Below are 15,000 nucleotides of genomic sequence, written 5' to 3'. Positions count from 1 at the left end.
TTTAATATGGATCTGCTCCGCGCAGAGAAGATCGCAGTAATCGAAAGTAGTTCGGACCGGAGATGTCGTGTCTGCGAAAAGCAGCTAGTGCTAGTTCGCGCGATCCTGAACATGGAAACCGGGAACCTCATCCACATGTTCGAATGCGAATGCGGCGAACGCATCTGGAACGACTGAGGCCGTCTCAGGTGACGGCCTTTTCGTACGAAATGATGTCGGCTCGTGGCCGACCTCTGCCCCGCGCGCAGCCAGGTCCGCTTCCGAGAGGTGAGTTGACCAAGGTCATATTAGGTGCCGAGGGCAGCCTTTGCCCCGCAGCGGACTCCAGCGTATCGAGCTGCCCCTGAGGGAGTGGCGAAGAGCGAACAACCGGGGGTGAAAATTATCATCGCAGTTCGCAAACGGAACATATTTAATTTGCATTAATTGCGTTTAAAGAGTTTAATTTTCCGCCAGCATGCGAGTTAATCGCCTTCGAGTGATGCGCGCAGATACGGTCGGGTGCTATGAATGCAACGTTGTAGGCAATTTTAGTGCAGTGCCATTAGGTGATCGCAATAGACATAGCCTGACCAGCATCCAGTTTTCCGGTTGTGGCATCGACGGTCTTCTGAAAGGTGCCGTTGAGCCCGATGCTTTTGTTCAGGAAGCAATTCCTTGTGCAGCTCAACAGACGATCAATCATAAACGCTTTGACTAATAAGCTTCCGTCATTTCAAGGAGGAAAACCATGGTCAAACGTATTCCAATTACGGACAGCAATCTTTTCGATCATCAATTCGGTATTGATGATGTCTTAACCGGCTTTTCAAGTTCAACCAATGGTGTGTTTGGTGATGCCGGGAAGAACATATTGGATCATGCTCGCGGTGGAGATGACACCATCAACGCGGATGGTAGCTTCTCGACGCTCGCTCTTTACGGAGATGCAGTCGGAAATATCTACGACTACGGCGCTGGCGGGAATGACAGTCTAAATGCCACGGTCTCTCCTACAGATCCCTCGTCGTTTGTTCCTGTCAAATTAAGTATGTACGGTGATGCTGGTGGTAACATGTCCGGGCATGCGACCGGCGGCGATGACACCCTGACGGCTAGCGTCAGCAATCTGCCGTTCAACATCAGTATGTTTGGCGATGCTGGAGGCGATATCTCCGGCTACGCAACCGGGGGCAACGATACACTTTTGTTCGTGGGGATGCTCAAATCGGATGCCCATCAGCCGGTTGTGATGTATGGCGATGCGGGCGGCAACATCTTGGGCCACGGCGTCGCTGGCAACGATATTCTTGATCTCAGCCAGGGCTTTCATCACGATGGAAACTACATGCTCTATGGCGACGCAGGCAGAGATATTTCCAACTACACGCTGGCCGGCGATGACATCTTTAAGCTGAAGGGCTTACAGAACACGGCCGTCATCTACGGTGACGCTGGGAGCAATATGAGCGGCCATGCCATTGGTGGCAACGATACGGTCATCAACAGCAGCGGGCAGGGTGATTGCACATTCTATGGCGATGCGGGCGGCAGCCTGTCGGACCACGCGCATGGTGGCAATGACAACTTCATCGCAGGCAATGATGGCCGTCTATTCTTCTATGGGGACGCGGGCGGCAACCTCGGCGACCAGGCCGTTGGCGGCGACGACACATTCAGCGGGGCTGCCGATTCCACCGCTCTAATCTATGGCGATGCATCGACAATGTCCGGCAACGCTCGCGGCGGCAACGACACATTGGTTATCGGTCAATCCGGCGGAAGCAGTCTAGGTGTAGGCGACGCACAAAGCATGTCTGGCAATGCTCAGGGCGGGAATGACCTGTTAACTGCCGCACCTCCCTCTTTTGCTCAAGCACATGGCACGATCGTGTTCGTTGGCGACGGCCAAACTATGTCGGACAGTGCTTACGGGGGCTGCGACATTCTTACAGGGTTGAATGTGACGGCTGCACAGGCAATCGGGACGTTTAACAGCACCCTGTTCGGGGATGCCCAGACCATGGCGGACAATGCATGTGGCGGCAATGATAAGCTAATTAGCGGCACCGGAAACGACGACATGTGGGGTGACGCTCAGGTGATGCTAGGCGACGCCAAGGGAGGCAACGATGCTTTCGTGTTCAACTTCAATAATGGACACGACAAGATCGAGGACTTCGGCCAGGGTCTCTCGAATTTGGGAACCGACCACATCGATGTATCTACGCTTGGCATCGAGGACTTCAGTGGAGTTACCATCTCAGCGTTTGATCCCACGACACATGAAAGCACGATCACGCTCAGCTCAGGCAATGACCTTGTGGTGCATAGCGAGGAAGCACTCAGGCCTCAGGATTTCATTTTCGCGCCGCATGACCTCTTGATCTAGGCGTTGCGCGAGCGGCTACGATCCAGTGGGAATCGACCAAGATCGAAACCGAGCTAGAATTACATTCTTCAGTTCGCTTTCTAAGTTCAATGCACTTTCGCGTTCGACTGCGAAGATGGTCTTCAGCGAATAACTTGTTCTATCGCCGCCAAGCGTCCTGGCGTTTTCACGCAGCCAAGACCCATAGCCGACCTGCCACAAGCAACCGGTCCAGGACCGCTTATGGCCCATAGCTGACCTGCCGCGCCCAGCCGGTGGAGGACCGTTTGTGACCCATAGCAGTCGTCAAGCTAATGGCTAGTTTTCTTGATGCAAACTGGCTCACTGTTGGGGACGCTCTTGCAATCCCAATCTCGGCCGAAGCCAGACGCCTGATGAACGGACGGATATCGAACAAGAACGACAGTACAGACACATATCAGAACAACGGCAAAGAGGACGACGAAGACGTCACTGTGCGTGAACTGCCACCTGAGCCATCTCATCGTTCGTTCCCGGGTTAACTACCATTCTCGCAATTAGCCTCGCCTCGTTAAAGATCCATTCGACCAAGTTCGGAGAAATTGAGCAATTGGCGCGAGGCGAGCTTTTGGCCTTAAGCCGAAGAACGCCCGAGCCGCCGCGAAGTCCGGTCTCGCCGGTCATCCGGACGCCGACCTGAACCTGCATCGGCGGCGGCTTGTGACCCATGGCGGTCAGACGAAGTCGGGGATAGAACAGCGTTCAAACTGGACCTAAGACCCATGGCTTTTTGGACAGCGGGCGCGGTTGGGTTGTTGATGGCCTATCTCCTCGGCTCGGTCCCCACGGGCTATCTGGCGGGGAAACTGCTCAGGGGTATCGACATCCGAAGGCATGGCTCCAAGTCCACCGGGGCAACGAATGTCTTGCGCACTCTCGGCAAATGGCCTGCCTTGTTCGTGCTCGTCGGCGATGTGCTGAAGGGCCTGGGTGCCATCATCGTTGCGCGCTCGTTCTGTCCCTGGCTCTATGCAGAATTATCCCCGTCGCCGACAGCTTCTGATCTGCAGCTCTGGGTGCCGTGGGCTGTTTGTCTGGCTGGAATTGCCGTGCTGTTGGGACATAGCCGATCGATCTGGCTGAACTTCACGGGCGGCAAGTCGGCTGCCGCCGGACTCGGTATGTTGCTGGCGATGTCCTGGCCCGTTGGATTGGGAGCTGCAGCCGCCTTTTGCTTCGTGCTGGCTATCACCCGGATCGTTTCCTTGAGCTCGATGCTCGCGGCGTTGACGGCAATCGTTCTTGTCTGCGCGGTCGAGCACCCATTGCCGTACCGGTTTCTGGTGATCGGAGGCGGCCTCTATGTGATCATCCGCCATCGTGCGAACATCCAAAGACTTTTGGCGGGAACGGAGCCGCGCCTGGTTCGAAATGGCCAGAGTGCGAAAGCGGAGGCGCAAGTTTAGCACGGGACTGGGCCACTTATTGAGGTGCCGCAACGCTCGGTGTCGAACGGACCGTAGCGATAATCAATTCACAAAAGTGAACTCAACGGAGGTAACAACATGGCATTGAGGTCAGCGAGTTTTATCCTCTGCCTGCTGCTCGCCATTCCGCGCATGACGATTGCGGGAGAGACGCTTGACGCTGCCGCCATGGACGAGATGCACAAGCATTTTTCAGAAGCGTACAATCGCGGTGACCTCGACAGTATGGCCGCAACATTTACGGAGAACGCTGTGCGGGTGACACCCAGCGGGATCTTTCAGGGCAGGGATGCCATTCGCCAGAGCTTCAGCGTCGCCCTCAAGCTCGGACTGCACGACTATTCGGTTCAAAGAACCCTCTCTCGCACCGAAGGCGGCTTCGTCCTCAACGCTGGAACATGGGAGGCCAAAGTAGGAGACCGTCCGTTTCACGGTTATTACTCATCCATACTCACCAGCGAAAATGGACCAGTGAGGATCATCGAAGAAACGGTTGCAGTTGCGGCGCCCTGATCGTCTCGCGGTGATCGGCAGAAGCGGGAGCGCATAGCGGAGGCGACAGAGCCGGGGCCCATGTCTCGGCGTTCTGTTGTGTTGCTTTCTGGGTCCCGGTTCTGCGCAGCAACGCTTGCGCGTTGCAGCGCGCCCGGGACACGCGCGCGCTCAAGACGGGACCAGAAAAGGCCCCGTCAAGGTCCGTGACGTCCGCGAGCTTACGACAGCAGGCCTAAGTTCAACTGCGCCAGAAAGCCGGCGGACGGCATGGACTAACGCGTGCGTCCTGACCGCTTGAGATCGGCGACCTTGAACCTGTTGCCGGCCTGCAGGCTGCTGCAAAACCAGTGAGCTCTGTTTCGAAACTCGCCCAGGAACACCTTCGTCTCGACGCAATTCTCGTAGGATGTATGGGTGATGGTGTCTCGGCACGTTGGCGAGAAAGGTCCATAGTTCACGTTACCGCCCGACTCGCTGCATCCAATCCAGGGCTCGTTGCCGTGCCGGAAGCTTGATGCACAGCCGCCGTTGCAGCTGCTGGCGACTTTCTCCAGGCTGGCAATCCTCCCCATCACAGAACCCGGCGCATAGGAAGGCGTGCGCGCGGTTGGCGTTCGAGCTGTTGATACAGTCCGACGCGGCGCAATTGTGTTTACTCCCCGCTCCGACAGATGCGGCCTTGCCACCTGTTTCGGCGCGTCGACCGTGACGGGGGGAATCGTGGCGGCGGAGCCGGTTGGGATTTGCGACGCTGCCGGCGCGCACAGCAAGACGGTCGACAAGGCAGCGACGGCTGAAGGCACGACAAGGCTTGATGAGAATCTCATGACCATGTCCTTCCAAAGCCGGGACGGACATTCCGCCCGGCAAGTGCACGGTAACATACATTTGGAGGCGGGCAACCGAGGGTTGATAGAATAACTGGCGATGACTCGCTGCGCCGAGCTCAGCTCTCGTGCCCCGGTCGCAGCGCAGCGTCACGTCCACGGGGCGCTGCTGCGCGTCCGGGACACGAGAGAGGGGCCAAAATAAAACGGGGCCCGAAAGGGCCCCGCAAAAGTCTTCTACGTTCCGCGATCTTGCTTACTTGATCTTGGCTTCGCGGAATTCGACGTGCTTGCGCGCGACGGGATCGTACTTCTTCTTGACCAGCTTGTCGGTCATGGTGCGCGAATTCTTCTTGGCGACGTAGTAGAAGCCGGTGTCGGCCGAGGACACGAGCTTGACCTTGATGGTGACCGCTTTGGCCATGTTCAGTACCTCAGGAATGAAGGGAATCTGGAGCCGGCCAAATGGCCCGCGTTGGCCGGCAACCTAGCCAGAAACCGCCTGATGTCAAGATTTTAGGGCTCGAAAAGCACTCAAATCGGGCCAATCAGGCCTCGAAGAACCGGTTTTTCGGCCGCGGCAGGCCCAGATTCTCTCTCAAAGTGGGCCCTTCGTACTCTTTCCGGAAAATCCCGCGGCGCTGGAGCTCCGGGACCACCTTGTCGACGAAATCGTCGAGGCCGGCGGGCAGGAACGGGAACATGATGTTGAAGCCGTCGGAGCCGCGCCCGACCAGCCATTCCTCCATCTGGTCGGCGATGGTTTTGGCCGTGCCGACGAAGGATAGCCCGCCATAGCCGCCGACGCGTTGGGCGAGCTGGCGCACCGTGAGCTTGTCGCGAGCGGCGAGGTCAACCATGCGCTGGCGGCCGCTCTTGCTGGCGTTGGTCTCGGGAATTTCGGGAAGCGGTCCATCCGGATCGAAGCCGGAGGCATCGGTGCCGAGGATGACCGAGAGCGAGGCGATGGCGCTGTCGTAATGCACGCGGCTGTCGAGCAGCGCGCGCTTCTCCCTGGCCTCGTCGACGCTGTCGCCGACCACGACGAAGGCGCCGGGCAGGATCTTGAGGTGTTCGGGATCGCGGCCGGCCTTCTCCATGCGGCCCTTGATGTCGGCATAGAGTTTCTGGCTGTCGGCAAGACTGCCGCCGCCGGTGAAGACGGCTTCCGCGGTCTCGGCGGCGAGCTGCCTGCCATCCTCGGAGGCGCCGGCCTGCACGATCACCGGCCAGCCCTGGACGGGGCGGGCGATGTTGAGGGGACCGCGCACTTTCAGATATTTGCCGTGATGGTCGAGCACATGCATCTTGGCGGGATCGACGAACACGCCGCTGTCGACATCGCGGACGAAGGCGTCGTCGGCAAAGGAATCCCACAGGCCGGTGACAACGTCGTAGAACTCGCGGGCGCGCTTGTAGCGCTCGGCGTGCTCCATGTGGTCGTCGAGGCCGAAATTCAGCGCCGCATCCGGGTTCGAGGTGGTGACGATGTTCCAGCCCGCACGCCCGCCGCTGAGATGGTCGAGCGAGGCGAAGCGCCGCGCGACGTGATAGGGCTCGTCGAACGTGGTCGAGCCCGTCGCGATCAGGCCGATCCGCTCGGTGACGGCGGAGAGCGCCGACAACAGCGTGAACGGTTCGAACGAGGTGACCGTGTGGCTGCGCTTCAGCGCATTGACCGGCATGTTCAGCACGGCGAGGTGATCGGCCATGAAGAAGGCGTCGAACTTGCCGGCCTCGAGCTTCTGGATCAGCGTCTTGATGTGGCCGAAGTTGAAATTGGCGTCCGGCCAGGCCCCGGGATAGCGCCAGGCGCCGGTGTGGATGCTGATCGGGCGCATGAACGCGCCAAGCTTGAGTTGCCGTTGTGCCATCGCCCGGTGTCCGTTCTTGGTGTCGTTCCGGAAGACATAGGCATGCCCAGGAACTCCGCCATCGGGGGAGGCGGGAAGATTATTTTGTTTTTCGATGCGCGCTCAGCACATTCGCGTCATTCCGGGTTCGCCGCTACGCGCGTCCCGGAATGACGGAGGAGAGACGTGGGCCCGCGCGGCCAGTCAGCTCAAAATATCCTTCTGCATCTTGCCGCCGTAGAAATGGAAGAACGGCACCGGCGCATCATGGCGGAGCGGGCCGGCGGCAAGGCGCGCGTCGAGCTCGTTGAGCACATTGCGCGTCATCGGATGCAGATCGGCGAGCGGCTTTGAGCCGAGCTCGACCCAGACCAATTCGACAAGCTCGGCATCGGCATGGATCACGCCGTCGACGCGATGGGTGATCGCGGAGGCGTCCGCCGTGAAGAAGCGCGTGTCGAACCGCTTGACGCGGCCGGGCGGGGTGATCGCGCGCGCGATCAGGAACAGGCTAGAGGGATCGGGCAACAGGCCCGCATCCGCGAACGGCTTCCAGGCGCCTTCCAGTTTCGCCTTGCCCTCGGCCTTGCGTCCCAGGCAGAGGCCGGTTTCCTCGCAGGCCTCGCGGATCGCGGCAATCGCCAGCGACTTGGCGCGCGAGGCCGGCGTCTTCGGACTGCCCTTGGCGAGATTGGCTTCCAGCTCGGCGGTTACAGGCGCCGCGCACGGCACGCGAAAATCGTCCTTGTCGACGCGGCCGCCGGGGAAAACGAATTTTCCGGGCATGAACACCACCTTGTCGTGGCGCTTGCCGACCAGGACCTTTGGAATGGCTCCGCTGCGGTCGACCAGGATCAGTGTCGCCGCATCCCGCGGGCGGAAATAGGGATGATGGTCGGCTTCCTTGCCCTCGTGGATCTTCGCCTTTTCCGCCTGCGCCGTATCCGTCATGTCCTCACCCAAACCACTTTTGCTTATTTTGCTTACACCGGCGGAATACCATCCGTCGGGTTCTCGTCAAACCCGTGCATGCGCAGGGCCCATTGCAATCCGACCACGGCTCCCTTCACCGGCTGCAGCAGCGCCAGCGAGGCGACGAAGGTGAAGGGCAGATAGGCCGCGAAGCTGATCCAGACCGGCGTGGTGTAATTGGTCTCGATCCAGAGGATGCTGGGCACCACGATATGGCCGACGATGACAATGACGAGATAGGCGGGCAGATCGTCGGCCCGGTGCGGCGTAAAATCGAGGCCGCAGACCGCGCAATTGTCTGCGGTCTTCAGGAAGGCGCGGAACAGCTTTCCTTCGCCGCAGCGCGGGCAGCGGCCGCGAAAGCCGCGCCTTATCGCAGCAAAGACGTCGCGCTTCTCGACGAGGCCGGTCTCGCGGGTCCAGATCTTCGGGGCTGTGCTCACCATGCCTTGCCCTTCTGACCCTTGCCCTTGCTTTTTCCCTTGGTCTTTTTCCCTTTGCCGGGCTTCGGCTTGTCCGGCTTGCGCTTCTTGTCGGGACTGCGCCCCGGATGCGCCTTGAACGAGGGGCGGCGTTGCGGACCGGAGGACCTGCGGTGCCGCGGCGCGGTCTCACCCGTCGATGACAGCAGCTCGAAGCGCAGGGCGCCTGCGATGGGAGCTGCTTCGATCAGGCGGACGTCGACGACGTCACCGAGCTGATGCATGGTGCCGCTGCGCGTGCCGACGAGGGCGTGGCGGCCCTCGTCATAGTTGAAATATTCCGTGCCGAGGGATCGGATCGGGATCAGGCCGTCGGCGCCGGTCTCAGCGAGCTTGACGAACAGGCCGGCGCGCGTGACGCCGGAGACGCGACCCTGGAAGCTCGAACCGATGCGGTCGGCGAGGTGATGGGCGATCAGGCGGTCGACGGTCTCGCGCTCCGCTTTCATCGCGCGCCGCTCGGTGACCGAGATGTGGGCTGCGACTTCGCTCAACGTTTCCGGCGTCTCGGTGTCGGGCAGCGCGCCTTCGCCGAGACCGAGCGCGCGAACCAGCGCACGGTGCACGACGAGGTCGGCATAGCGGCGGATCGGCGAGGTGAAATGCGCATAACGGCGCAGGTTCAGGCCGAAATGACCGTAATTCTCCGAGGAGTATTCGGCCTGTGCCTGGGCGCGCAGCACGACCTCGCTGACCAGCGGAAAATGGTCGTGGCCTTCGAGCTGCGCCAGCACGCGGTTGAACAGAGCGGGGCGCAACGCGCCTGATTTCGCGAAGGGAACGTCCAGCGTCTCCAGGAATTCCGCGAGCGCGTGGACCTTTTCCAGGGTCGGCTCGTCATGCACGCGGTAGATCAGCGGCAGCGATTTCTTCTCGAGCATCTCGGCTGCCGCGACATTGGCGAGGATCATGAACTCCTCGATCAATTTGTGCGCGTCGAGCCTGTCGGGCACGACGACGCGGTCGACCGTGCCGTCGCTCTTCAACAGGATCTTGCGCTCGGGCAGATCGAGATTGAGCGGATCGCGCTCGTCTCGCGCGCGCTTGACGCAGGCATAGGCCGCATAAAGCGGCCGCAGGATCGGATCGAGCAGGGGGCCGGTGGTGTCGTCCGGCCTCCCATCGATCGCGGCCTGCGCCTGGGCGTAGCTCAGCTTGGCTGCGGAGCGCATCAGGATGCGGTGGAAGCTGTGCGAGCGTTTGCGCCCGTCGGGCGCAATGATCATCCGCACCGCGAGTGCGCCGCGCGGCTCGCCCGGCACCAGCGAGCACAGATCGTTGGAGATGCGCTCGGGCAGCATCGGCACGACGCGGTCGGGGAAATAGACCGAGTTGCCGCGGTCGAGCGCGTCGCGGTCAAGCGCGGTGCCCGGTCGCACGTAGAAGCTCACATCGGCGATGGCGACATCGACGATGAAGCCGCCCTTGTTGTTGGGATCAGGATCCGGCTGCGCGTGCACCGCGTCGTCGTGATCCTTGGCATCCGGCGGATCGATGGTGACCAGCGGGACGTCGCGCCAGTCCTCGCGCCCCTTCAAATTGGCCGGCTCCGCCGCTTCGGCCTCGCGCTCCGCCGCGGGGCGGAATTGCAGCGGGATGTCGTGCGCGTAGATCGCGATCAGGCTGATCGCCTTCTCCGACTTGACCGAGCCGAGCTTCTCCTTGACGCGGCCCGACGCCAGCCCAAAGCCGCGCGAGCGGATGATGTCGACGCTGACGAGATCGCCGTCCTGCGCGCCGTGCGTCTCGGTCGCGGCGATGTTCAGCTCGCGGTCGGCGGACTTCTTGTCGACCGGGATGATCCGTCCGCCGCCTTCGGGCAGGCTGCGGAAGACGCCGAGGATGCGGCTCTTGGTCTTGTCGAAGACCTTGATGATGTGGCCGCGGTAGGCCGGGCCTTCGGTCTCATCGGAGCGCTCGACGCGCAGCAGCGCGCGATCGCCGACGCCGGCCGCGGTGCCGGGCTTGGGCCGGCGCGGCATCGTGATGAGGATCTTTGGCGGTTCGCCGCTTTCGACCTCGTCCCATTCGGTGGGGGAGGCGACCAGCTCGCCGTCGGCGTCGCGGCCGGTGATGTCGGCGACCAGCGTCGGCGGCAGGCTGTCCGGCTCTGAAATCGTATGGCGCTTTTTCTTGACGAGCCCGTCGTCGGCGAGCTCGCGCAGCATGCGCTTGAGCTCGATGCGGTCGGCGTTCTTCAGGCCGAACTCGCGCGCAATTTCGCGGGTTCCGACCTTTCCGGGATTTGCCTTGATGAAGGCGACGATGGCTGCCCTGTCGGGAAAGCCACGGTCATTCTTGCGTTTCACTTAACCTCTATTTGGTGCCGGCACTTTTCTTGGCCGGAGCTTTGGCGCCAGCTGCCTTGGTCGGCGACGTTTTGGCCGTCGACGACACGGCGGCGCGCGCCTTGCTGGTGGATTCGGATTTGGGTTTGGCCGCCTTCTTCGCGGCCGGCTTTTTGGTTTTTGGCGCGGCGTCATCGCCGTCGGCGGCCTTCGCCGCAGCCTTCTTGGCCTTGGCGGGCTTGGCCGCCTTCTTCGGCTTCTTGCCGCCGCCCTTGGCCGCGCGCTCGTCGATCAGCGCGATCGCCTGCGGCAGCGTGATGGCGTCTTTCTCGATGTCGCTCGGGATCGTCGCGTTGACGCCGCCCGCCGTGACATAGGCGCCGTAGCGGCCGCCCTTCACCGTGACGGTGCCGAGGCTGGGATGATCGCCGATCGCCTTGCCGGGATCGGCGCCGAAGCGGCGGCTCGGGCCCTTGGCGATCTTCTCCGCGATCAGCGTCACCGCCCGGTTGATGCCGATGTCGAACACTTCGTCGCCGGCCTCGAGGCTGGCATAGGTCTTCTCGTGCTTCACGAACGGCCCGAAGCGGCCGAGACCCGCGGTGATGGGCTCACCCGTTTCCGGGTGCTTGCCGATCTCGCGTGGCAGCGACAGCAGCTTGAGCGCAAGGTCGAGCTCGACATCTCCAGGGGAAGTCCCCTTCGGAATGCCCGCGCGCTTCGGCTTCTCGCCCTCCGCATAATCCTTCTGTTCGCCGAGCTGGATGTAGGGACCGAACCGGCCGGCCTTGACCCAGACATCGCGACCCGTATCAGGGTCCTGGCCGAGCGAACGATCGGCCGTGGCCTCGCCGTCGGCGGCGAGCTGACGGGTGTAACGGCATTCCGGATAGTTCGAGCAGCCGACGAAGGCGCCGAACTTGCCGGCCTTCAGATTCAGCCGTCCGTTGCCGCAGCTCGGGCATTGCCTGATGTCGCCGCCATCGGTGCGCGCCGGATAGATGTGCTGGCCCAGCATCTCGTCGAGCACGTCGAGCACCTGGGCTACGCGCAGATCCTTGATCTCGTCGACCGCGCCGATGAAGCCGGTCCAGAAATCCTTCAGCACCTGCTGCCAGGAAATCTCGTTGTTGGAGACGCGGTCGAGCTGCTCTTCCAGATTGGCAGTGAAGTCGTATTCGACATAGCGGGCAAAGAAGCTTTCGAGGAAGGCGACCACGACGCGGCCCTTGTCCTCGCCGTGCAGGCGCTTCTTCTCGAGCTTGACGTAGCCGCGGTCCTTGAGGACCTGGAGGATCGAGGCATAGGTGGAGGGCCGGCCGATGCCGAGCTCTTCCATGCGCTTGACCAGCGAGGCCTCGGAGAAGCGCGGCGGCGGCTCGGTGAAGTGCTGGGTGACGGCGAGCGACTGCCGCTTCAGCGCGTCGTTGGGGCTCATCGCGGGCAGGCGGCGGGAGTCCTCGTCCTCCTCGTCGTCGCGGCCTTCCTGATAAAGTGCGAGGAAGCCGTCGAACTTGACGACCTGGCCGGTGGCGCGCAGGTCCAGCGTGCGGCCGCCAACCTTCGCCGTGATGTCGACCGTGGTGCGTTCCAGCTCGGCCGATTCCATCTGGCTCGCGATGGTGCGCTTCCAGATCAGTTCATAGAGTCTCGCCTGGTCGGACTCGAGCTTGCGGCTCATGCTGTCGGGGCGGCGCGACATGTCGGTCGGCCGGATCGCTTCGTGGGCTTCCTGGGCGTTCTTGGCCTTGGCCTGGTACTGACGCGGCGCGTCCGGCACATAGGCGTTGCCGTAATCCTCGCCGATCACCTTGCGGGCCTGGGTGATCGCGGACGGATCGATCTGCACGCCGTCGGTACGCATATAAGTAATGAGTCCGGTGGTCTCGCCGCCGATGTCGATGCCTTCATAGAGCCGCTGCGCGATGCGCATGGTATGCGCCGGCGCAAACCCGTATTTGCGGCTGGCTTCCTGCTGCAGCGTCGAGGTGGTGAAGGGCGCCTGCGGATTGCGCCGGGCCGGCTTGGCATCGACCGTGGTCACGGCGTAGCTGGCGGCTTCCAGCGCCTTCTTGAAGTCTTCGGCTTCCGCGCCGGTGCCGATGTCGAGCCGCTGGATCTTCTTGCCGTCGGCGCCGACCAGACGTGCCTCGAAGGCGTCGCCGCGCGGCGTCAGCAGGGTCGCGATCAGCGACCAGTATTCGCGCGCAACGAACTTTTCGATCTCGAGCTCGCGGTCGCAGACCAGCCGCAGCGCCACCGACTGCACGCGGCCCGCCGAGCGGGCGCCCGGCAGCTTGCGCCACAGCACGGGGGAGAGGGTGAAGCCGACCAGATAGTCCAGCGCGCGGCGCGCCATATAGGCGTCGACCAGCGCACCGTCGATCTGGCGCGGATGCTTCATGGCGTCCGTGACCGCCTGCTTGGTGATGGCGTTGAACACCACGCGCTCGATCTTGTGGTCCTTGAGCGCGCGCTTCTCTTTCAAGACCTCCAGCACGTGCCAGGAGATGGCCTCGCCCTCGCGATCAGGGTCGGTGGCGAGAATCAGGCGATCGGCGTTCTTGAGGGACTTGGCAATGTCGTTGAGCCGGCCGGCCGCCTTGGGATCGATCTCCCAGATCATCTTGAAATTGGCGTCGGGATCGACGGAGCCGTTCTTCGCCGGCAAGTCCCGGACATGGCCGAACGAGGCCAGAACCTCGTAGGACGAGCCCAAATACTTGTTGATCGTCTTGGCTTTCGCCGGCGACTCCACAATGACGATATTCATGTAGTTCCAGTAACTTATGGGGAAATTTGGGGCCGAATTCGATGAGATTCGGGTCGGCCCTTTCGTCCCGAACATGGGTGGTGAGGCCCTCGCTGTCAAATCGAGGGGTGTTGAAAGCTATCCCGATGGGAAAAGTTTCATATCGAGAAAGTTGCAAAATACCACCTTTGAGTTGCGGCCGATGTCGGCGTAATGTTTCTAGGGGCATGGATTCGGGTGGGGGCTGGTGACTAAGCCAGGAAAGAAACGGGCGGGCGCCGCATCGCGCGCGGCGGGAGGCTCGCGTCACGAGGAACCGGGGGAGGGCGGCGTCGAGGAGGCGGTCGCCTTCATCGCCGAGCAGGTCGGGGCGCTGCGGAAGCTGGCCGAGCGGCACAAGCTCGACGTGCTGCACTATCTCCTGGGAATGACCAAGCTGGAGGCCGACGAGCATCTGCGGCTGCGGAGCAAGCGCAAGCTGTCGTGAGGGGGGATGCCGAGCGGAATCGATTACGCTGTCTCTCTCCCTCCGGAGTCGTCCTGGCGAAAGCCAGGACCCATACCGCGAGGTCTATCGACCTGAGTGCGGTGCGAATTCCCGGTGACGAGTCTTCGCCAAACTCCTGCTTGGGATAATGGGTCCTGGCTTTCGCCAGGACGACGTTGGAGAGATGGCGCGCACCCGCTGACCGCCCCCGCGGCGGCGGCCGCGGCTTCAGCGTGGTATCCGCGTCGGGAAGCTACCGCGGACCTTTCCGTCAGCACATGCGCCTGATAGGCGCTACGCTCGCAATGACGGGTGAGGTTAGCCGTTGCGGCTTGCCATTTTGGCCAATCGCTGACCGAGATATTCGGCCGTGCTGAGGTCGGTCTGAGGCAAGACGCTGTCGACCAGATGCGTCGCAAGGCCAAGCTGGCTGCCCAACCGATTGCGGCCACTCGGATCCTCCCCACCCGGAATATCCAGTCCGCACCAGAGCATGCCGTGCTGCGCGGCCAGAATGGAAAAGTAGGTCAGTGTGTGGAGTTGATCGCCGCCAGCGCATGCGCCCGTCGTGAATCCGGCTGCGATCTTGTTGGCCCATTGCTGGCGGCTCCATCGATCACTTGAAGCATCGGCAAACGCTTTGAACTGAGCGGCTGGTCCGCCCATATAGGTCGGGCTGCCAAATGCAACTGCGTCGGCGTGGTCGATGGTCTCCAGTAAGCTCTCATTCTGGAAGCGGCCTGACACGATGTCGCCGCCGGTGATGCGACATAGCGAGACCTCCGCCTTGCCATCCGCTCCGCGCGCAACCGCATGCGCCAGCTTCTCGGTGGTGCCTGAGATGGAAAAATAGACGATGGCGAGCAGGGGCATGGTGGTGCCACTTTGGTGGGACCTCGCCATCTTTGACGCTGTCGATGTCTTGTACAAGTCCCGCCACGCCGTCATTGCGAGCGTAGCGCCCCCAACCCCAGGGGTTGACGCGGGGGGGGGGGGGGTTTTTTTGGGGGGGCGGGCAGGAGGGG

11 protein-coding genes are annotated in these 15,000 nt (G+C 62.0%); 4 read left to right on the top strand and 7 right to left on the bottom strand.

The genetic code is table 11. The features are described 5' to 3' along the window. The first annotated feature begins 730 nt into the window (after positions 1-730). From AC0L3A_RS23150 to AC0L3A_RS23140, 3 genes are all read left to right on the top strand, one after another. Positions 731-2,371, top strand: a complete 1,641-nt coding sequence (locus tag AC0L3A_RS23150) for an autotransporter outer membrane beta-barrel domain-containing protein (protein ID WP_473255261.1) — start codon at positions 731-733, stop codon at positions 2,369-2,371. A gap of 743 nt (positions 2,372-3,114) precedes the next feature. Next, positions 3,115-3,798 carry a glycerol-3-phosphate 1-O-acyltransferase PlsY gene (gene plsY, locus AC0L3A_RS23145; protein WP_473255260.1) on the top strand — a complete coding sequence of 228 codons (684 nt, stop codon included), beginning with the start codon at positions 3,115-3,117 and terminating at the stop codon, positions 3,796-3,798. 99 nt (positions 3,799-3,897) lie between these two features. Next, positions 3,898-4,332, top strand: a complete 435-nt coding sequence (locus AC0L3A_RS23140; protein WP_473255259.1) for a YybH family protein — start codon at positions 3,898-3,900, stop codon at positions 4,330-4,332. A gap of 1,065 nt (positions 4,333-5,397) precedes the next feature. Here the strand turns inward: AC0L3A_RS23140 and rpmG are convergent. The 6 genes from rpmG to topA all read right to left on the bottom strand — a co-directional run bounded on the left by rpmG (position 5,398) and on the right by topA (position 13,509). Beyond that, the gene (gene rpmG / locus AC0L3A_RS23135) at positions 5,398-5,565 is read right to left on the bottom strand and encodes a 50S ribosomal protein L33 (protein ID WP_007603295.1); all 168 of its coding nucleotides are present in this window, start codon (positions 5,563-5,565) and stop codon (positions 5,398-5,400) included. 124 nt (positions 5,566-5,689) lie between these two features. Further along, positions 5,690-7,015: an LLM class flavin-dependent oxidoreductase gene (locus tag AC0L3A_RS23130; protein WP_473255258.1), complete on the bottom strand. Its 1,326-nt coding sequence runs from the start codon at positions 7,013-7,015 to the stop codon at positions 5,690-5,692. Between the two features lie 183 nt (positions 7,016-7,198). After that, positions 7,199-7,945: an NUDIX hydrolase gene (locus AC0L3A_RS23125; RefSeq protein WP_007603298.1), complete on the bottom strand. Its 747-nt coding sequence runs from the start codon at positions 7,943-7,945 to the stop codon at positions 7,199-7,201. A gap of 32 nt (positions 7,946-7,977) precedes the next feature. Then, on the bottom strand, positions 7,978-8,412 hold the full coding sequence (locus AC0L3A_RS23120; RefSeq protein WP_007603299.1) for a DUF983 domain-containing protein: 435 nt from the start codon (positions 8,410-8,412) through the stop codon (positions 7,978-7,980). Next, positions 8,406-10,757: a ribonuclease R gene (rnr, locus tag AC0L3A_RS23115; protein ID WP_007603300.1), complete on the bottom strand. Its 2,352-nt coding sequence runs from the start codon at positions 10,755-10,757 to the stop codon at positions 8,406-8,408. The genes AC0L3A_RS23120 and rnr overlap by 7 nt, the downstream gene beginning before the upstream one ends. 7 nt (positions 10,758-10,764) lie before the next feature. Beyond that, positions 10,765-13,509 carry a type I DNA topoisomerase gene (gene topA / locus AC0L3A_RS23110; protein ID WP_219684940.1) on the bottom strand — a complete coding sequence of 915 codons (2,745 nt, stop codon included), beginning with the start codon at positions 13,507-13,509 and terminating at the stop codon, positions 10,765-10,767. Positions 13,510-13,735: 226 nt separating this feature from the next. Here topA and AC0L3A_RS23105 point away from each other — a divergent pair, with 226 nt between their 5' ends. Further along, a complete protein-coding gene (locus AC0L3A_RS23105) occupies positions 13,736-13,975 on the top strand; it encodes a hypothetical protein (protein ID WP_007603303.1) in 240 nt (79 codons plus the stop codon). A 318-nt stretch (positions 13,976-14,293) separates the two neighbouring features. Here the strand turns inward: AC0L3A_RS23105 and AC0L3A_RS23100 are convergent, their stop codons facing one another. Continuing rightward, complete coding sequence (locus tag AC0L3A_RS23100) at positions 14,294-14,848, bottom strand: flavodoxin family protein (protein WP_473255257.1); 555 nt, start codon at positions 14,846-14,848, stop codon at positions 14,294-14,296. Positions 14,849-15,000 lie beyond the last annotated feature (152 nt).

The organism is Bradyrhizobium sp. MI1.3 (genome assembly GCF_055811695.1).
This window is presented reverse-complemented; position numbering and strand designations above follow the sequence as displayed.

Bases quoted from the DNA above. Each gene is read 5' to 3' on its own strand.
- AC0L3A_RS23150 (WP_473255261.1), top strand. From the start codon at position 731: ATGGTCAAACGTATTCCAATTACGGACAGCAATCTTTTCGATCATCAA.
- plsY (WP_473255260.1), top strand. From the start codon at position 3,115: ATGGCTTTTTGGACAGCGGGCGCGGTTGGGTTGTTGATGGCCTATCTC.
- AC0L3A_RS23140 (WP_473255259.1), top strand. From the start codon at position 3,898: ATGGCATTGAGGTCAGCGAGTTTTATCCTCTGCCTGCTGCTCGCCATT.
- rpmG (WP_007603295.1), bottom strand. From the start codon at position 5,565: ATGGCCAAAGCGGTCACCATCAAGGTCAAGCTCGTGTCCTCGGCCGAC.
- AC0L3A_RS23130 (WP_473255258.1), bottom strand. From the start codon at position 7,015: ATGGCACAACGGCAACTCAAGCTTGGCGCGTTCATGCGCCCGATCAGC.
- AC0L3A_RS23125 (WP_007603298.1), bottom strand. From the start codon at position 7,945: ATGACGGATACGGCGCAGGCGGAAAAGGCGAAGATCCACGAGGGCAAG.
- AC0L3A_RS23120 (WP_007603299.1), bottom strand. From the start codon at position 8,412: ATGGTGAGCACAGCCCCGAAGATCTGGACCCGCGAGACCGGCCTCGTC.
- topA (WP_219684940.1), bottom strand. From the start codon at position 13,509: ATGAATATCGTCATTGTGGAGTCGCCGGCGAAAGCCAAGACGATCAAC.
- AC0L3A_RS23100 (WP_473255257.1), bottom strand. From the start codon at position 14,848: ATGCCCCTGCTCGCCATCGTCTATTTTTCCATCTCAGGCACCACCGAG.